15 protein-coding genes, 1 tRNA gene and 1 pseudogene are annotated in these 17,945 nt (G+C 43.8%); 12 read left to right on the top strand and 5 right to left on the bottom strand.

Features of this window, described 5'->3' with window-relative positions; all coding sequences use genetic code 11:
- Positions 1–120: 120 nt before the first annotated feature.
- The gene (locus FC20_RS07140; RefSeq protein ID WP_008459762.1) at positions 121–1,500 is read right to left on the bottom strand and encodes an amino acid permease; all 1,380 of its coding nucleotides are present in this window, start codon (positions 1,498–1,500) and stop codon (positions 121–123) included.
- A 179-nt stretch (positions 1,501–1,679) separates the two neighbouring features.
- Between FC20_RS07140 and FC20_RS07135 the strand changes: the two genes are divergently transcribed.
- On the top strand, positions 1,680–2,522 hold the full coding sequence (locus tag FC20_RS07135) for a C40 family peptidase (protein ID WP_008459763.1): 843 nt from the start codon (positions 1,680–1,682) through the stop codon (positions 2,520–2,522).
- Between the two features lie 83 nt (positions 2,523–2,605).
- Here FC20_RS07135 and galE read toward each other — a convergent pair whose 3' ends face one another.
- Together galE and FC20_RS07125 are read right to left on the bottom strand one after the other, a co-directional pair.
- On the bottom strand, positions 2,606–3,595 hold the full coding sequence (gene galE / locus FC20_RS07130; protein ID WP_008459764.1) for a UDP-glucose 4-epimerase GalE: 990 nt from the start codon (positions 3,593–3,595) through the stop codon (positions 2,606–2,608).
- 90 nt (positions 3,596–3,685) lie between these two features.
- Positions 3,686–6,823, bottom strand: coding sequence for a DUF3427 domain-containing protein (locus tag FC20_RS07125; RefSeq protein ID WP_008459765.1), 3,138 nt, complete (start codon positions 6,821–6,823; stop codon positions 3,686–3,688).
- Positions 6,824–6,954: 131 nt separating this feature from the next.
- Between FC20_RS07125 and FC20_RS07120 the strand changes: the two genes are divergently transcribed.
- Entirely contained in the window at positions 6,955–7,248 is a 294-nt protein-coding gene (locus FC20_RS07120; RefSeq protein WP_008459772.1) for a hypothetical protein, read from the top strand.
- A gap of 43 nt (positions 7,249–7,291) precedes the next feature.
- On the opposite strand, the gene FC20_RS07115 is transcribed toward FC20_RS07120, so the two are convergent.
- Both FC20_RS07115 and FC20_RS07110 read right to left on the bottom strand, forming a co-directional pair.
- The gene (locus tag FC20_RS07115; RefSeq protein WP_008459781.1) at positions 7,292–7,699 is read right to left on the bottom strand and encodes a helix-turn-helix domain-containing protein; all 408 of its coding nucleotides are present in this window, start codon (positions 7,697–7,699) and stop codon (positions 7,292–7,294) included.
- 109 nt (positions 7,700–7,808) lie between these two features.
- Positions 7,809–9,035: an L-lactate MFS transporter gene (locus FC20_RS07110; protein WP_008459784.1), complete on the bottom strand. Its 1,227-nt coding sequence runs from the start codon at positions 9,033–9,035 to the stop codon at positions 7,809–7,811.
- Positions 9,036–9,318: 283 nt separating this feature from the next.
- Between FC20_RS07110 and FC20_RS07105 the strand changes: the two genes are divergently transcribed.
- The 10 genes and pseudogenes from FC20_RS07105 (at position 9,319) to FC20_RS10135 (ending at position 17,753) form a co-directional block, all read left to right on the top strand.
- Positions 9,319–10,620 (top strand): alpha-amylase family glycosyl hydrolase, encoded by a 1,302-nt coding sequence (locus tag FC20_RS07105; protein ID WP_008459785.1) that lies wholly within the window; start codon positions 9,319–9,321, stop codon positions 10,618–10,620.
- Positions 10,621–10,874: 254 nt separating this feature from the next.
- Positions 10,875–10,947, top strand: a tRNA-Thr gene (locus tag FC20_RS07100).
- A gap of 287 nt (positions 10,948–11,234) precedes the next feature.
- A pseudogene (locus tag FC20_RS11060) lies at positions 11,235–12,029 on the top strand (type IIL restriction-modification enzyme MmeI); the annotation flags it as partial.
- 76 nt (positions 12,030–12,105) lie between these two features.
- On the top strand, positions 12,106–13,299 hold the full coding sequence (locus tag FC20_RS10755) for an MFS transporter (RefSeq protein WP_039943088.1): 1,194 nt from the start codon (positions 12,106–12,108) through the stop codon (positions 13,297–13,299).
- Positions 13,300–13,302: 3 nt separating this feature from the next.
- Positions 13,303–13,722, top strand: a complete 420-nt coding sequence (locus FC20_RS07085) for a cytidine deaminase family protein (protein WP_008459794.1) — start codon at positions 13,303–13,305, stop codon at positions 13,720–13,722.
- Between the two features lie 15 nt (positions 13,723–13,737).
- Positions 13,738–14,499, top strand: a complete 762-nt coding sequence (locus FC20_RS07080; protein ID WP_008459795.1) for a nucleoside phosphorylase — start codon at positions 13,738–13,740, stop codon at positions 14,497–14,499.
- A gap of 669 nt (positions 14,500–15,168) precedes the next feature.
- The gene (locus FC20_RS07075; protein ID WP_008459797.1) at positions 15,169–15,873 is read left to right on the top strand and encodes a lantibiotic protection ABC transporter ATP-binding subunit; all 705 of its coding nucleotides are present in this window, start codon (positions 15,169–15,171) and stop codon (positions 15,871–15,873) included.
- Between the two features lie 73 nt (positions 15,874–15,946).
- Entirely contained in the window at positions 15,947–16,594 is a 648-nt protein-coding gene (locus FC20_RS07070; RefSeq protein WP_236697646.1) for a lantibiotic immunity ABC transporter MutE/EpiE family permease subunit, read from the top strand.
- Complete coding sequence (locus FC20_RS07065) at positions 16,587–17,324, top strand: ABC transporter permease (RefSeq protein ID WP_008459798.1); 738 nt, start codon at positions 16,587–16,589, stop codon at positions 17,322–17,324. The genes FC20_RS07070 and FC20_RS07065 overlap by 8 nt, the downstream gene beginning before the upstream one ends.
- A 201-nt stretch (positions 17,325–17,525) precedes the next feature.
- Positions 17,526–17,753 (top strand): hypothetical protein, encoded by a 228-nt coding sequence (locus FC20_RS10135; protein WP_081586759.1) that lies wholly within the window; start codon positions 17,526–17,528, stop codon positions 17,751–17,753.
- The last annotated feature ends 192 nt before the right edge of the window (positions 17,754–17,945 follow it).

The raw sequence follows: 17,945 nt of genomic DNA, 5'->3' as shown, positions 1-17,945 counted from the left end.
TTTTAATATACTCTGCTATTGGGTGCTTACGTTGCTTAAGCGTAACGGCCTTTTCTTGTTGAAATACTAAAGCACATAAAAAAGCTGACCTTGCGGTCAGCTTTTGTTGTATCTCATTAATTATTTTGCTGCTTCATTTTTCTTGTTGAGGGCCTTGCTGAAACCGTAGAGGACAGCGAAGGTAATCAAAGCCGTGATCATTGGGACCCGGTAGCTTTCCAGGCACAGCAGCAAGATGATCATGCTGATGAAGAAGGCCAGGACCAGGTAGTCCAGATATGGGAAGAGTGGGAGTTTAAACTCGTGCTGCTCTTCTTTAGGCGTCTTCTTCCGATAGACCAGGTGGGTTAAGGTCATGATGATCCAGATGATCAGGAACATGCTGGTCGCAATTGCAGAGATAAAGCTAAAGGCTTCATCGCCCATGATCAGGGTCAGGATTGGGGCGCAGGCGATCAAGAGTGCTGAGAAGCAGAGGGCTCGCAGTGGCAATTGTCTGTGATTTAAGTGCCCGAAGAAATTGTTCCACTTGCCTTCTCCTCCTAAAGTCACGGAGAAAAGCAGGCGGCCGGCGCTATAGATAAAACTGTTGGTCGAGGAAATAGCAGCCGTGATCACGACAAAGTTGATCAGGTTGCCGGCCCCGGAAAAGCCAGCGCCGTTTAAGGCTTGGACAAAAGGTGAGCTGGCGACCGTTACCTTGTTCCAAGGCAGGATGACTAAAATAGCCACGATTGCCAAGACATAGAAGAGGATGATTCTGACTGGCAGTTCGTTGATGGCGCTCTTGATGGTCTTGTGCGGGTCCTTAGCTTCTGAAGCTGTCAGCCCGATCAGTTCCACCCCGATGAAGGAGAAGATGACCATTTGGAAGGCTTGTAAAAAGCCGCCGGCACCCTTAACGAAAAAGCCGTTATTGTACAAGTTGCTCAAGCTGACTTGCCCGTACTGGGTCTTTTGCCCAGCGACGAGCATGTAGCCGGCGAACAGGACGAAGAAGACGATCATCAAGATTTTGATGATGGCAAAGGCAAATTCCAAATTCCCGAAAAAGCGAGCCGAAATCAGGTTGATTACCAAGAGCACTGCTACCGACAAGATCCCTGGCAGCCAAGTTGGCAAATGGGGGAACCAGGCCTTGAAGTAGATGCCCAAGGCTGTCGTTTCCGCCATGGCCAGGATGATCCAGCTGAGCCAGTAGAGGTAGCCGGTCACCTTGCCGATCGAGGCGCCAAGATATTTTTCAATAAATTCAATATAGGTGTGCTTCTTTAAATCCGAAATGATCAATTCACCCAGGGCCCGCATCAAGATGAACAGCATCAAGCCGACGATGATGTAGATCAAGATGACGGATGGGCCGGTCTTTTGGATGGAATTGCCTACCCCCAAGAAGAGCCCGGTGCCGATCGTGCCGCCCAAGGCAATCAGCTGGATATGGGCATTGGTCAAAGACCGCTTATAAGTCGTTTGTTCGCTAGTTTGTTTCTTTTCTTCCATAAAGCCTCCATTTAGTTACATGAAATATTTTAACACAGGCTAAATGAAAGTGAAATTAATTTAAGTATCAGGGGACAATCTGTTAAAAATCTTAACTTTTGACCGGGACTATTGCCTCTTTTTCCTTAAGAATGAGATAATTACGTAATAAGGGATTGTTTTAAAGGAGAAAAGGAAAAATGTACGGCATCATCAACAAGTCAGCAGAATGGCTGCTAGCAGACGACTTAACATCCCGGACTGATGAAGTCCTGTACGGCTGGGCCGTGAAGGCAACTGATAAAAAAGCAGATTACTGGTACGTGACCACCCACTATGGCTATGAAGGCTACCTACCCAAAGAGGCGGTGACCACGGTCAACCTAGTGGAACTAAAGACCCGGCTGCTGAAAATGATTACCCGGCCAGCTATCGACGTCTTGAGCTTGCCCAAGGTGTCATCAGAAATTTTAACCACCCTTTACCGGGGTTCTTTTGTCAAAACGACTGGCAATGAGACAGACGGCTATGTCGAAGTCGAACTGGTCAGCGGCATGACCGGCTGGGTGTCGCACACGGCCATTGGCGAAAGACAAGACGAAGACGACTACTTGTGGAGCGAGAACCCAGACTACTTCTTGCTGCAGGGCAAGCCTGATGAAGACAGCTTCAGGGCCGCCGTGGTTGAAACGGCTCAAAAGTACCTGGGCGTCCAGTACCGCTGGGCGGGGAAGACGCCGCTGGGGATCGACTGCTCAGGGCTGGTCTTTATGTCCTATATGCTGAACGGGGTCTTGATCTGGCGGGATGCCGAAATCAAGGCCGAGTGGCCGATCCACGAGATCGGCTTTGAAGAGCTTTTACCAGGGGACTTGATCTTCTTCCCAGGCCACGTGGCCATGTACATCGGCCAGGGCAAGTACATCAACTCCACCGGCTATTCCGAGCACTTTGGCGTGGCCATTTCCAGTCTAAGAAAAGAAGACCCTGACTACCGGGAAGACCTCTTCAAGATGATCTCAGGCTGCGGGTCCCTTTTTTAAAAGAAAAAGCAAAAGGCAAAACTAAGAAACAGAAAAATAGCAAAAGAAAAAAGATTGCCGTGAGGCAATCTTTTTCGTTTCTATTATTTAGCAAAGCCGTTTGGGTGCTTTTGGTGCCAGTTCCAAGCGCTGGCGATGATGTCGTCAACGTTTTCGTGTTGTGGCTGCCAGCCCAGAACCTTGCGGGCCTTGGTGGAGTCAGCAACGAGTGAGTCAGGGTCGCCGCCGCGGCGAGGCCCGATAGTGTAAGGGATGTCGATGCCAGTGACCTTGATAGCAGCGCGGAGGATTTCCAAGTTGGAGAAGCCGTTAGCCGTGCCCAGGTTGAAGACGTCGCTTTGGTTGGTTTCCATCAGGTGCTTCAAGGCCAAAACATGGGCGTCGATCAGGTCTACGACGTGAACGTAGTCGCGGACGTTGGTACCGTCTTTGGTGTTGTAGTCATCGCCAAAGATGGTGAAGTTGCCGTCGCCTGACAGGGCAGCCTTCATGATGTTTGGAATCAAGTGGGTTTCTGGGTGGTGGTCTTCACCGATTGACCCGTCGAGGCTAGCGCCGGCCACGTTGAAGTAGCGCAGGGCGATGGACTTGATGCCGTTAGCCTTGTCAGCCCAGTGCATGATCTTTTCCATCATCATCTTGGTTTCCCCGTAAGGGTTGATAGGGTTAAGTGGGGTTTCTTCGGTGATTGGCAGGGTCTTAGGGATGCCGTAGGTGGCAGCACTGGAGGAGAAGACGAGGTACTTCACGCCAGTTTCTTCCATGGCTTCCAAAAGGCTGATCATGCCAGAAACGTTGTTCTTGTAGTACTTCAGAGGCTTTTTCACAGATTCGCCAACCAAAGAGTAAGCAGCAAAGTGCATTACAGCTTCGATTTGTTCATCCTTCAAAACCTTGGCAACAGCTGGGGTGTCCAGGAGGTCAACTTGGTAAAACTTGGCTTTTGGGTCAACCGCTTCTCTGTGCCCGGTAAAAAGTGAGTCCAATACAACAACATCATTGCCATCGGCAACTAACCGTCTAACTGCGTGTGAGCCAATGTAGCCCGCACCGCCAACAACTAAAATTTTCAATTATTTACTCCTTTTCAGTTAATAGATACTTTTGCAAAACCTATCGTACAAGCCTAGTATAGCAGAAAATAGCACTTATAACACGGACATTTATAAGGCAATCGCCTTGTTGGCTTTTGGCAAGAGGCTGGCCGGAATGGCCTGGTGCAGGCGCCAGATAAAGGAAACCGGTCGCTCGCCCTGGCTGGAGACATAATCGGCATTGCCCAGGAAGGTATAAGGAGCCGTATAGGTTCCCTGCTGTTTGAATTCTCTGACGAAAAGCGAAATCTGATTGCCCGTCTCGCCCTGGTGGAGATAGCGCTGAATCTTGGGACTGGTCAGCCGGTCCTGGCTCTGGCTCTGCCAGTGGAAGAGGTAGGAATTGATGGCATAGTCCTCGTACATGGTTGACGGGGAGAAGTCCTTTTCGCTCTTGTTCAGGTTGATCAGGAAGATATCGGTCTTTTTATCCGCGAAATACTTAACCCCTTCCCGGAATTCCGGGGACTGGTCCTGGTTGAAGTAGTCAAACGCGGCCATGATCTGGTTGATATTGTAGCGGCAATGGACTTCCAAGGGACAGGCGAAGGGATACTCATTGGCCTTTGGTAGCAGCTTCAGCTGCTGTTGCCGGTAGCGGAGGACTTCTAGCAGCTCTTCTTTGACGAAGTCTTCCTTCAAGAAGGCCGCGATCCCTTCATGCAGATCCTGAAAGCCCATCTGGGCCGGCTTCTTCTTGTAGAAGCTGTAGTAGAGCATCCCCAACATCAGGCGCTCATTCTCGCTAACCGCCTCGCTTGGCTGCTCCAGATAAGCCAGCCAGTAGTCCAGCAGGCTCTTGGAATCAATATGGAAGAAATTGCTGAACTTCTGGTAGACCTGGTTGTCCACGTCCCGGTCATCTTGCAAAAGTCCTGCCCACTTCTTCAGGCGAAAGAGCGAGCGTGAGCCGTTGCTTTGGTAAAAGTCGTAGAGGCTTAAATCATAGGCATCCAGGAAGTTGGCTAGGGTCAGCTTTTCGCCCGTGTCTGCTTCAAAAGTCTTTACACGCTGGGTCAGGCCCAGTTTGTTGGCGGCATTTTGCTTCAGGTTGTCAAGGATATAGCGCTTGGCCTCAGGCTCCAGCTCCAGGTAGCAGGATGATGGCAGGTGGGGAAAGTCGTCCTTGATCTCGCGGTTTAAAGAGCGCCCTTGGCCGATCAGTGCCCGGAGCTTGGCTTGGTAATTGTAGTGGCGGTTGGCTTGGCCAATGAAGTCCAGGACCGTCAGGCAGTCCTTGCCTGGACTAAGCCGCAGCCCCCGCCCCAGCTGCTGGAGGAAGATGGTCGGACTTTGGGTTGGCCGCAGGAAGAGGATGGTGTTGACACAGGGGATGTCCACCCCTTCGTTGTAGAGGTCCACGATGAAAATAAAGTTGATCTTGCCAGCAGTCAGGTCGCTTTTGACCCGGCGGCGGTCAAGAGCGCTGCTTTGCCCGGACAGGGCCGCGGCCTTGATGCCGGCCTGGTTGAAGCAGGTGGCCATGAACTCGGCGTGCTTGACGCTGACGCAGAAGCCCAGGCCCTTGACGTCATTTAGATCGTTGCAGTAGCGGCGGACGTTCTTGAGAACCAGCTTGGCCCGGGCATCGTTAGCTGTATAGACGTTTTCCAGCTCGCTGACCTCATACTGCCCCCGGCTCCACTTGAGCTTGGAGTAGTCGACATTGTCGGTGACCCCGAAATACTGGAAGGGGCAGAGCAATTGCCGATCGATCGCCTCGCCCAGCAACATTTCAGCCGCGACCCGTCCGTCGAAGTATTTCAGCACGTCCTGGCCGTCCATCCGGTCCGGGGTCGCCGTCAGGCCCAGCAGAATCTTGGGCTGGAAGTGGCTGAGCAATTGCTGGTAGGACTTGGCGGCGGCATGGTGGAACTCGTCGACGATGATGAAGTCATAGTAGTCGCTGGGCAAAAGGTCAGCCATTTTGTCAGAGTTGAAGGACTGGATTGAGGTAAACAGGTGGTCGTAATTTTCCGGCTTGCAGCCGCCGACATTGAGCTGGCCAAAGTTGAAGTCGTTAAGGACCTCACGGAATTTCTGCCGGCTCTGCTCCAGGATTTCCTGGCGGTGGGCGACGAAGAGGAGGCGGGCGGCGGGATGCTTGGTCAAATAGCGCTTGAAGTCAAACGCCGCGATGATGGTCTTCCCAACCCCAGTCGCGGCCACGAGCAGGTTCTTGCAATGGCCGTAGACTTCCCGTTCAGCCTGCAGCTGGTCCAGGATCTCCTGCTGGTAGCTGTAGGGACGGATGCTGCTTTCCAAGTGGAAGTCGGTCTGGGCTTGCTTGTTCAGCTCCGCTTGCAGCTTTTGCCGGCAGCTTTCGCTTTGAGGGTCAAAAGTCTCAAAAGAGGGGTCGTTCCAGTAGCTCTCGAAGGAAACGGCGAACTTGTTGACGATGTCAAAGGACTCCTGCTCGGTTACCTTGACGTTCCATTCAAGGCCCGTGGTCAGCGCGGCATTTGACAAGTTGGATGAGCCGATATAGGCCGTGGAAAAGCCAGTCTCCCTTTTAAAAAGATAGGACTTGGCGTGCAGGCGGGCGTGCTGGGTTTCGTAGTTGATCTTGACGGTGGTATTGGGCAGCTGGCTTAGGGTTAAGATGGCCTTGTAGTCGGTTGCCTGGGTGTAGGTCGTTGCGATCACCCGCAAGTGGTGGCCAGCTTGGCAGAAAGCCGTCAGGTCACTCAATAGCGGCCGGATGGCGGACCACTTGATGAAGGAGACAAGGAGATCGACCTGGTCGGAGGAGGCAATTTCCTTCTTGATTTCGCTGAGCATGCTGGGCTCATTCTTGCTCCCAGTAAACAGGGCATTCTCCACCAAAGAGGTCTTGGGGCGGATTGGACTGATCTTCTGGGCCCGGCTCATCTTCTGATAGATGGAGGTCAGGATCTCGCCCTTTTCCAGAATCTGCAGGTCCTGATAGTCAGCCTCTTTGGTATGCTGGGCAACCTGGTCAACGATTGAGTTGGCCAGGCGGATCTGGGCCAAGAGGGCTTCCTTGTCCTGACCGGACTTGAAGCTGTCGCGCAGGTAGTGCAGGCCTGACCGGATGACCTGGGACAGGTAGATGGTTAAGAGCTTGCGGGCGTCATCGGCGTTCAGCTTGTCCAAAGTAATCTGGTAGTGGTCCTTGTCCAGCCGTGCCAGCTGATCCAGGATTTCTTGGTTGATGATTTGTTCGTAAAGGCCGTCTTTCAGCATGCTTTCCCTGCTTTCTGAAGTAGTTTGCCTTAATTGTATCAGGTTCGGGAGGAAATGATGATTAATAGGCGAGAAATTTTGACAAACGAGATATATGGTATTACAGTGAAAAAAGAAAGGGGTGAGTAAAAATGAAGAAAATGCAGGAACGCCTGTCCCACATGTACCCACCGAAGATTTATTGGGCAATCGTAGTTTGTCTGGTTGCATCGTTGCCAGTGATTCTGCTACTTTCCCATCTTGGTTATGCAAGCGTAGCTAATTGGATTGTAATAATTGCTGGCATGTTTCTTGCTGACATTCTTCTGATGACATTTACTAAGCATGGTCTGAATTTTGTAGTAGCCAGTATTTTGGCTTTGGTAATTACCATTATTATTGCGGCCGTGCTTATCTTTTACATCATGTCATCCAATAATTTATAAGTAAGCAAAAGGAGCTGTCTTCCACAAAGAAGCAGCTCCTTTCTTATTTAGTCGAATTAACCCAGCGAAAGCCGGCCGCGATCAGCCAGATGGCACCGCCCAGCAGCAGCAGGGTCCAGCTTGCTCCCCACTTGCCAGTAACTAGGCTGACTGCCAGGTAGATCACGGCCCAGACGAGCCAGTAGATCAGATTAATCTTTTTCCGCTTAGCCTTTTTAGCTTCAGCATCATTAGCCTCTTCTTCTGGGTCAGGCGTATCGTCGTCTGTTAACTCATCAGCCGGGACATCATAGAAGACCGCTAGCTTAGCGATATAGCCGATTTCCGGCACTTTGTCGCCACTTTCCCAGCTGGCCACTTCGCTTTCGCTGGTGAACAACTCCTGGGCTAGCTCCGCTTGGCTCAGCCCCTTTTCTTCTCTTAACTTCTGTAATTTCTTGGCAAGGCGCATGGTTTCCTCCATAACTCGTTTTTTCCATTATAACGCAAAAAAGCTCCCGCCTCTTACCGGCAGGAGCTTTCGCGTTGTTCAGTTTTTTAGTCAGTTAATTGTGTTCAGTTTAATGTTTGTTATTAGTATTCTTCAGTTTTAGCAATCGTCGTCCAAGACTTTTGCACCGTGAAGGAAACTGCCAGGGTATCCCGGCAAGGGCGATAAAGACCGCCAAGGTTACGTAGTAGCTCTTTAAAACCTGGTGGGTAAAAGACAGCAGAACTGGTCCCACCATGCCGGCTGCGGCCCAAGCAGTGTGAATAGCGCCAAGTTCCTTAGTGCCAAAGACATCCCCCAGGTAGGCCGGAATCACTGAGAAGCCGGCGCCGTAGCAAGACATCAAGAGGCACAAGGCAATGGCAAAAATCATTGGAACATGGGTAAAGATCAAAATGATAAACATGGCCATGTCAACGACAAAGATCAGGCTGTAGGTGAGTGGCCGCCCGATGTAGTCAGACAAGGTTGCCCAAACCAGGCGCCCGAAACCGTTGAAGAGGCCGATGATGCCGACCATCATGGCCGCCCCAGCTGCGCTCATCCCGGTCAATTCCTGCGCCATTGGGGAAGCTGCTGAAACCAGGGCAATCCCGCAGGTGATGCTGATGAAGAACATAAACCATAAAAGGTAGAAAGTCTTGGTCTTCAAGGCTTCGTTAGCCGTGAGGTTGAGGCCGGTCAGGGATACAGACTTCTTTTGCGCAGCCTTAAAGTCTGCCAGGTCTTCATCCGTTGGCTTTTTAATAAATTGAGCTGAGACCAGCATGATCAAAAAGTAGCTAGCTCCCAAGATGTAGAAGGTCCGGGTTAAGCCGACATGTGCCATCAAGAATTGGGCGATGGGGCTGGTTAAGAGCGCCGCAAAGCCAAAACCCATGATGGCTAAGCCAGTGGCTAAGCCTCTTCTATCTGGGAACCACTTGATAATGGTGGAAATTGGCGTGACATAGCCAGCACCTAATCCCAGGCCCCCGATCACCCCGTAAGCCAGGTAGAGCAGCCACAAGTGGCCGCTTTGAATGGCGATCCCGGTCAGGGCAGTTCCTAAGCCGTAGCAGATGGCGGCGATGGTGCCGGTCACCCGCGGGCTGAACTTTTCCACCAGTCGTCCCATAAAGGCGGCTGACATCCCCAGGAAAAAGATTGCCAAGCTAAAGGCAAATGAAATCGATGATTCGCTCCAGCGGGTGGCAGCCGCGATTGGCTTAGCGTAAACGCTCCAAGCATACACTGATCCAATCATCAAGTGTAGCATGACCCCCGCCAAAGCAACAACGTAGCGATTAGTCTTCATGAAAAATCTCCTTGTTAATACTTTGGACTTTTGACAATACACGAACAATGTTCTTGAATAGGGCCAACATTATTCGATGAACTTAGAATAACATAGGGAAGTTGTGGTGACAAGGTCCGGAATCTGTATATTTAGTGGTGTAACCGCTAAACCGACTACTAGATCTAGTAGAATTTTTTCTAAAAACAGTTACCGGTAACATGAGCCAGGGATGCTGAAAGCGCTTGTGGATTAGGCTAAGATAAGATGTAAGATTAAACAGCCCTTAGGGCGAGGAGGAAAAATGGCACTTGATACAAATATCGACCTGCGCCACCAGGTCATTTACAGCATTTTTGTCAGAAACTATTCAAAAGAAGGAAACTTTGAAGGGGTTAGACGCGACCTGGACCGGATCAAGGCCTTGGGCACCGACATCATCTGGCTCTTGCCCATCCAGCCATCTGGCGTGAAAAATCGGAAGGGGAGCCTGGGATCACCCTATGCCATCTCCGACTACCGGGCCATCAACCCGGAATTTGGCGACATAGATGACTTTAAGCGCCTGTGCGATGACATCCACGCCAAGGGGATGAAGGTCATCATCGACTGCGTTTATAACCACACTTCTCCTGACTCAGTTTTAGCTAGGGAACACCCTGACTGGTTCTACCACAAGGCTAACGGCGACTTTGGCAACAAGGTCGGCGACTGGAGCGACGTCATCGACCTGGACTACAGTCACCAAGAGCTTTGGGACTACCAAATTGAGACCCTCTGCATGTGGGCCAAGTACGTCGACGGCTTCCGCTGCGACGTTGCCCCGATGGTGCCAGTAGCCTTTTGGCAAAAAGCTCGAGAAGCCGTTGCCAAGGTGCGGCCTGGCGCTATCTGGCTGGCTGAATCTGGCGACCCGGGCTTTATCCGCTTCTTGCGGACAAAAGGTGCGGTTGGCGGGTCTGACTCTGAGCTCTACTCTGCCTTTGACATGACCTATGACTATGACATCTACGCCGATCTCAGGGGGGCCTTGACCGGGCAAAAGGACTACCGCGACTACATCGCCGGCCTCAACCGGCAAGAGGGCGTTTATCCTGAAAACTACGTCAAGGCCCACTTCCTGGAAAATCACGACCTCCTGCGGGCCCACGGCATGATCGACGATGAATCCGCCTTGCGCGCCATGACCGCCTTTGTCTACTTCATGAAGGGGGCAACGCTCATTTACAACGGGGAAGAAAAGGGCGACGCTCACCACGTGACCCTCTTTGACAAGGATCCAGTTGACTGGAGCGGGGATATTGACTTAACTCCGCTCATGCAAAAGATGCACGAGATCAAGCAGCTGCCGATCATGGCCGAAGGCAACTTTGAGGCCAAGATCGTGCGTGATGGCGTCTTTGAAGCAGTCTACACGGAAACGACGGCTGTGGATGCCGATCGTGAGCCAAAGAAACTGGTGGGGATTTTTAACACGACGGGCAACGCTGTTGCTATCCAGACTAAATTGCCAGAAGGCATCTACCACAACCTCTTTGACGGCAGGGATGTGCAGGTCTACTCCGACATCATGCGGGTCGGCGAAATTACGATTATTGAAGCCTAAAAAAAAGACTCTAAAAATTATGGACTGTCCTTTTGCTCTACGGCCAGTCTTACCTGGTAGTCGGCTATGCGACCAACCTGGCCAGTTCCAAAAGCACCTGGTGCAATTCACCAGTGAAAAATAATCTCTCTTATTATCTCAATTTTCAGCTCAAGACTGCGGTCTTGGGCTTTTTTGGTGGGAGAAATTCAAGCTCCAAAAGTTGTGTTTGACATTGTCCCTTCATTTGCTATAATAAAAGAGTTGAAAAAAATGCCAATTTAGCTCAGTTGGTAGAGCATCTCCCTCGTAAAGAGAAGGTCGTTGGTTCGATTCCAATAATTGGCACTAAGCGTATTAAACAACTGTAAAAAAGTCTATCATCTGAGGTTGAAGAAGCCCGGTATGATAGGCTTTTTAGTATTTCTATACAGATATTTAGACTTGTGAAGAGTTATTTACAGATAATTTTGACACACGCTCTGACACAAGAAGAAAAGTGTGTGTCAGCATCAGCAGACAACAAAAGCATGGAAGCAAGAGTAGCCGCAAATATTTGTGGCTACTTTTTTTCTTTTTTATAAAAAAGGTTGCTACAACTTGTTAAAATGGAAGTTAGCAAAAAGGAGAAAAATATGGATGTTACACAATAGAAAAAGCAAGCGAAAGAATTTGTCAATAATTGGACTAATCGGGGTGATGAAAGACAGGATAGCCAATCTTTTTGGCTTGACCTCTTAGAACATGTTCTCGGGGTTGAAAATCCAGAGCAATTCATTCACTTTGAAAAACGTGTAAAGCTGGACAACACTTCTTTTATCGATGGCTATATCGACCAAACGAAGGTCATGATTGAGCAAAAATCAAGTACCAAAGATTTGGATAAAGGAATAAAGCAGTCTGATGGCTCATTCTTGACGCCTTATCAGCAAGCCAAGCGCTATTCTGCCAATCTTCCATATTCGCAACGCCCACGCTGGATTGCTACATCAAACTTTAAGGAATTCCGGGTCTATGACATGGAACATCCGAACAGTGAGCCGCAGGTTATTAAACTAGAGGATTTAGGAAAAGAATACTACCGTTTAGAGTTTTTGGTTGACAAGGGAAACGAGCACCTGGAAAAAGAGCAGCGTGTTTCATTGGCAGCTGGTGAACTGGTAGGAAAAATTTATTCTGAATTGCTAAAGCAGTATAAGGATCCGGACTCAAAGCACACGCAGGAAAGCATTAACCAATTATCTGTTAGAATTGTTTTCTGTCTGTATGCCGAAGATGCAGGAATCTTCGGACATAAAAACATGTTCCATGATTATTTGCAGGATTTTGATGCTAAAAGTATGCGTCGGGCTCTGATTGATTTATTCAAGGTATTGGACACCAAAGAAGAGAATAGAGATCCTTATTTAGCAGACGATAATTCGAAATTATTTCTCTATTGCAAATGAAACATTTGTCAGATATAATTTTAAGTTGATTAAATGGATAATGGAAGGTAGAAGTAAAATGAAGAAAATTGGTATTGAAAAACAAATAGTACTTATATTTTTACTATTCACTGCATTTTTTACTCTCTTTCGTTCATCAATGTCAGGCATTTTTTCTCTGTTTTATGCCAACAATGGCATTCCAGATAGTTCAATCAGTTCTATTAAGTCTTTTCAAAGCATTGGGATCTTAATTGGTCTTTTACCATCGGGGTATCTATCTGATAAGGTTGGAAGACTAAAAGTTTTGAACTTATCTGCTTTAATTATCAGCATTAGTTTTATATTGCTTATTCTGTTTAGAAATGTAATTTCGTTTTCCTTAGCGGAATTTTTATATGGTATAGGACTTGCTTTCAATTCAGGGACATTGTTGTCATATATTACTGAGGTGCAGGAGCAGCACAAAATACAACCTGATACACAACTAATGGGTAGGCAAGTAATAGTTTTAAATTTAGCCACTTTGATTGGCGGAAATATTGGGACTTATTTGTTTGGAATAACTAATACAGCGCCAATTTGGTTTGCCTTAATAGGTTTAGGCTTGTATCCAGTTTTTGTTATTAGTGTAATAAAGTATTTTTCTTTAACAGATAATAAGGCTAAACATGAAAGTACTAAGACAATTATGCAAAAATGTCGGAACTTCCTTAGTTTCTTTTCTAAAAGAAATTTTTGGATACTCCTTTTATTAAATGCTGGTTATGATTGTGGTACTCAATTTATTTTAAATTATTGGTCCATTATTTATGTAGATAAATTACATTTCAATTTGTCATTGGTTTACACCTTATTTATGTGTTCTCTTTTATTAGGATCCGCAATTTTTGATAAAATAGTTGGATTTTTAGATACTAAGCTATTGGTTATTTTGAATACTTGTTTAATGATTAGCCTGTTTATTTTAAGTAGTTGCATTTCTAATAGATATATACTGCTTTCGTTGTTTTTATTAATTGAATTACTGATGGGCATGATGTCTGGGCAAATATCTGCAACAAGTAATACATCAATTTATGGTGAGAAGAATAAATCAATGATGTTATCAGTTGTATCCTTTGTAGCAGAAATCTTAGTAAGTATTTCATTGTTTGTCAGTGATTTGATCATAAAGTCAGCTGGAAATATAATCGTGATGTATATTGTTTCAGCATTTTATTTTGCAATTATTTTGTTTACGGTCCCTTTAATAAGGAAAAAGGAGTATTAAGTTATGAATAATATTAAAGTTAATTCATCACCGGATGCCACTTGGCAGAAGATGTTCCAAGCGGCCAAAAAAGTACAGGGCTTTCGTGAAATATCCGATCACATGGAAGCCGGTGGTGTTGCTGCTGCAGTATTGTCAGAATCGGGAAAAATTTATACCGGAGTGTGTGTTGACACAGCCTGTACTCTAGGCGTATGTGCTGAAAGAAATGCGCTTTTTAATATGATTACTAATGGTGAAACTAAAATCTCACGTGTATTGGCGCTTTTGTCTGATGGTAAAAATGGTGCACCATGTGGTGCCTGTCGTGAATTCATGGTTCAAATGATGGAAAAAGATTATCAGGATATTGAAGTAATGATGGATTATAAGAACAATAAAGTAATGACATTAGGTGAATTAACACCGGAATGGTGGTTATGATTTGGAGGGATAGGTATGAGTGAGAAACCTTTTATTTTAGATTTTGATAGTAATGAGCATGCAGTTATTGAACCTAACCATGATCAATTCCCATTTAAGTTTCATGGAAAATTAGTGTATGCATTTGTACCCAAGGAAGATATCGGTAACTTTTTAAAACAGGTTCCACATAAGATTTTAGGAAATTTTGATTCCATTTCTTTTCAGCCGAATGTCTATGAAATTGAAATCAATGGTGAAAAACTGACTTTATGTCAGGCACCACTTGGAGCTCCTGCCGCAACCCAATTATTAGATTGGCTAATTGCGTATGGAGTAAAGCAGGTTCTAGCTTTTGGCAACGCAGGGGCATTGATCGATTTACCTGAAAATGAAATGTTTTTACCAGTCAAAGCTATTAGAGGAGAAGGGACTTCGTTTTATTATCAAGAACCAGGACAATTCATTGATATGAAGTCTGATTATTTTGATGAAATTGAAAAAGCCATAAAAAATATGAAAATTGATTATAAAGAAATCACCACTTGGACAACTGATGGTTTCTTTAGAGAAACTCCTAAGAAAGTTAAGCAATTCCGTGAACTTGGAGCTGCTACAGTTGAGATGGAATGTGCGGGAATGGCAGCTTGTGCGCACTTTCGAAAAATAGATTTTGCTCAAATTTTATTTACGGCAGATACTCTTGCAGATATTGATAATTACGATGAACGTGATTGGGGAAGCGATTCGCACAGTGCGGGTTTGAAGATTTGCTCACAGATTTTGAGTAGGGTGTAAGTACAGATGCTAAAAAACTTCATCCTAAAAAGGTTGAAGTTCGGTAAGATAATCGACTAAATGGTTACAAAGTTTTCTAGCTTAAAGAATTTTGTTCCAGTTTCTTCCATATTACATGTAATTTAAATAAAAATTGTATGGATTAAAATTCAGTGAAATGGAAAATTGTTCTAGCTTTACGAATCTTAAGTTCTATAAAAGATAGTGATTATGACACAATAAAGAAATGAAGAGATGTTTGTAATAGTGAAGATGTTGATTTGGGGAATGAACTAGATTTTATTGAGAAAAATCTAGAGAAATTTAGACAGAATTACATTTTTTATGCTCTATTAAAACAGAACCATGAGCATTTTAATCAAGCATAATATATTAAAGACTTTTTCGAACGTGATAAATATATAGATGATAAAGGAATGGTCGAAGTACCAAAATACGGGTACTCGAAATATAATGATAAGCTGAATGAACCGTTTAGTAATTATATTTCTAGTGAAGAAGATAAAAAATAATAAAAATATTGTTTTTTTCTCAAACGTGGCAAGCCTTAAAAGTTAGTTACTTTTAAGGCTGTTTCTATAATAAAAAATAATCATAGTGAGAGAGCGCTTTATGGAGTTTAATGATATAATAGTAGTAGAAACAATAGGATTAATCGGGAGAAGGAAAATGACTAACTTATTAGAAACTACAGATGTCGTAAAAAAGTTTAAGGATCAAGTTGTACTTAATGGTATTAGTTTACATGTACCAGGGAATCAAGTTTATTGTCTTTTAGGTCCTAATGGCGCTGGTAAAACTACTATGATGAAAATTTTAACAGGGATGATTCCAGCAACTAGTGGCAAAGTGACATTTAATGGACACAATTGGACAAGAAATGATTTAAAAGATATTGGTTCTCTGATTGAAAATGCTCCTTTATATGGTAATTTGACGGCAAAAGAAAATTTACAAGTAATTACTAGATTACGTGGTGTAGATGATTCTGTAATTGATGATATCCTTCAAACAGTCGGCTTAAGTACTACAGGAAATAAACTTTCTAAGAACTTTTCTTTAGGGATGAAAGAGCGTTTGGGTATTGGCTTAGCTTTAGTAGGAAATCCCAAGTTATTAATTTTAGATGAACCTACAAATGGCTTAGATCCTTTAGGCATCCAACAACTTAGAAATTTAATTGCTGAATTTAAGAAAAAGAATATTACTATCATTATTTCTAGTCACATGCTCTCAGAAGTTGAACATTTAGCCGATAATATTGGTATTATTGGTGGCGGTAAGCTTCTACTAGAACAGCCATATGACCACAAATCAGACTTGGAAAAATTGTTTAATAATACATTAGAGAAAGCTGGTGTGCTAAATGTTTAATGCTTGCTCTATTGAAGTCTTAAAAACCAAACGAACGGTTATTAGGAAATTAATTTGGATCTTTCCAATATTAGTGACTGTTGTCACAGCACTTTTCTTTGCTTCAACTGGTTACGTCGTACAGAGTATTATTAATCAGTGGAGTTTTATTTGGATAAATCTATTTCTTGCATTAATAATTGGTTTAAATGATAGACATGAAAAAAACAGTACAGAATATAAGATGATCTTAAGTTCACCAGTTAATTTATTTCAATATGAACTAGGAAGAATATTACATGGTGTTTTGCTTTCATTTATCACTTCACTTATATTGTGTGTGCTAGTAGCTATAGCAAGCTTTTTTATGCCTGTAACTGTATCACTTTTAGCATGTATGGGCGCAATATTAGGGATTTTTATTGCTTCATTGTGGGAAATTCCACTTTATTCATGGATAAGTAGAGTAACTAATTTGTACGTTTCAATAGCAATTTCATTTATTGGAAGCTTAGTTGCAATCTGGATTAATACTTATACAATTGGTAAAATTTTTCCTTATACATGGTCTGCTTTAATGCCTGTTAGATTGATTAAAATGCATGTTAATGGCTTATTAATTAAAAGTTCTGAAATTTTGCCCAATAGTACTTGGACAATGCTTGCATCTATTCTTCTCTTTTTAGTTCTAAGTTATCTTAGTGCATTCTTCTTTAAAAAGCAGGTAATTAAGAATGCTTAAGCAAGTTTTTAAAGCTGAAAATGCGAAATTAAAACGAAGTTTTCTATTATATATGCACCTAATCATTTTAGTTGCTTTTCCAATTTTGCTAGGTCTATATTATGGAAGTCGTAGATTTGCAATTTCATCTTCAAATATGGTTATCACTTTTTATGAAATACTAGCTATGGCATCACCGATAATTATTAGCGTTGTCATTTGTTTAGTATTTGATCGTGAGGAAAAAGCAGGTGATTTCAAAAACTGGTTGACTGAGCCATATAGTAAAGCTAAAGCAATTCAAAGTCAGCTTAACTATTATTGGCTATGGTATGTAATTGAAATTATTGGAATTACCTTGATTTATTATTTGATTTTAGTGGTTTTATATCATATTATTGGTATTTCTTTTCTTAAGACTTTAGTAACTAGTATTGTATTTGCCTTATGTGGCTGGGTTCAATATGAATTAGCACAAGTCATAGCTTTAAAATGGGGCATTGGTGGCTCTTTAGTCATGGGATTCTTTGGAACTGTTATTTCATTACTAGGTATAACTAGTTTATTTGATTTCATTTGGCCTGTTATTCCGTGGGCATGGCAAATTAGACTTATTACATTTTGGCAACATGGTATTAGCTTCGGCTTGATTCAATTGACCATTTTAGAATATGTTTGTCCTTTGATGATGACGTTAATAATAATTGCTTTAAGTAGAAAGTACTTTAATAACTGGCAGGGTAGAAAATAAAAAGCATTTATTAGTGTTACTAATAAATGCCAATAATTAATTATTACTCTACGAGTTTATACAACAATGCCATATATTTTTTATATCTCTTCGGATATTTATTTGTTTTCTTCTGGTGTAAAAGTATGTTATAGGAAGGATAGATTTATTCACTGTACTTTGATATATTATAAGAATATATTTTGTCCGGAGGAAAAATAGATGAAATCAAGAAAAAGCTTACGCGAGCTAAGAAATGAGTTATATAGTGGCTATTTCGTTTGTTTTCTCTTTTTATGTGGAGTAATTTTTCGTAATGTAATTCCTTGGGAGTGGTTACGAGTAGGAATTGTATGTGGATTTGTATTGATATTATTCGAACTATTATCTTTACAATATAAAGTTTTAAGATTAAAAGAACTCAATCCTGAGAAGGATGAAGTTCAGTAAGATAACCGGCTAAATGGTCACAATCGGTCACGAAGTTTTCCAGCTTAAAGAATTTTGTTCCAGTTTCTTCCATAATATATGTAATTTGAATAAAAATTGTATGGATTATTATGGATTAAAATTCAGCCAAATGGAAAATTGTTCTAGTTTTACTAACCGCAAATTCTCAAAGCGTTAATCTTTCGATTGCGT

The organism is Lactobacillus equicursoris DSM 19284 = JCM 14600 = CIP 110162 (assembly GCF_001434815.1).
Lineage (GTDB): Bacteria > Bacillota > Bacilli > Lactobacillales > Lactobacillaceae > Lactobacillus > Lactobacillus equicursoris.
This window is presented reverse-complemented; position numbering and strand designations above follow the sequence as displayed.

Coding starts and splice junctions, on each gene's coding strand:
- FC20_RS07140 (WP_008459762.1), bottom strand. CDS start 1,500: ATGGAAGAAAAGAAACAAACTAGCGAACAAACGACTTATAAGCGGTCT.
- FC20_RS07135 (WP_008459763.1), top strand. CDS start 1,680: ATGTACGGCATCATCAACAAGTCAGCAGAATGGCTGCTAGCAGACGAC.
- FC20_RS07125 (WP_008459765.1), bottom strand. CDS start 6,823: ATGCTGAAAGACGGCCTTTACGAACAAATCATCAACCAAGAAATCCTG.
- FC20_RS07120 (WP_008459772.1), top strand. CDS start 6,955: ATGAAGAAAATGCAGGAACGCCTGTCCCACATGTACCCACCGAAGATT.
- FC20_RS07115 (WP_008459781.1), bottom strand. CDS start 7,699: ATGCGCCTTGCCAAGAAATTACAGAAGTTAAGAGAAGAAAAGGGGCTG.
- FC20_RS07110 (WP_008459784.1), bottom strand. CDS start 9,035: ATGAAGACTAATCGCTACGTTGTTGCTTTGGCGGGGGTCATGCTACAC.
- FC20_RS07105 (WP_008459785.1), top strand. CDS start 9,319: ATGGCACTTGATACAAATATCGACCTGCGCCACCAGGTCATTTACAGC.
- FC20_RS10755 (WP_039943088.1), top strand. CDS start 12,106: ATGAAGAAAATTGGTATTGAAAAACAAATAGTACTTATATTTTTACTA.
- FC20_RS07085 (WP_008459794.1), top strand. CDS start 13,303: ATGAATAATATTAAAGTTAATTCATCACCGGATGCCACTTGGCAGAAG.
- FC20_RS07080 (WP_008459795.1), top strand. CDS start 13,738: ATGAGTGAGAAACCTTTTATTTTAGATTTTGATAGTAATGAGCATGCA.
- FC20_RS07075 (WP_008459797.1), top strand. CDS start 15,169: ATGACTAACTTATTAGAAACTACAGATGTCGTAAAAAAGTTTAAGGAT.
- FC20_RS07065 (WP_008459798.1), top strand. CDS start 16,587: ATGCTTAAGCAAGTTTTTAAAGCTGAAAATGCGAAATTAAAACGAAGT.
- FC20_RS10135 (WP_081586759.1), top strand. CDS start 17,526: ATGAAATCAAGAAAAAGCTTACGCGAGCTAAGAAATGAGTTATATAGT.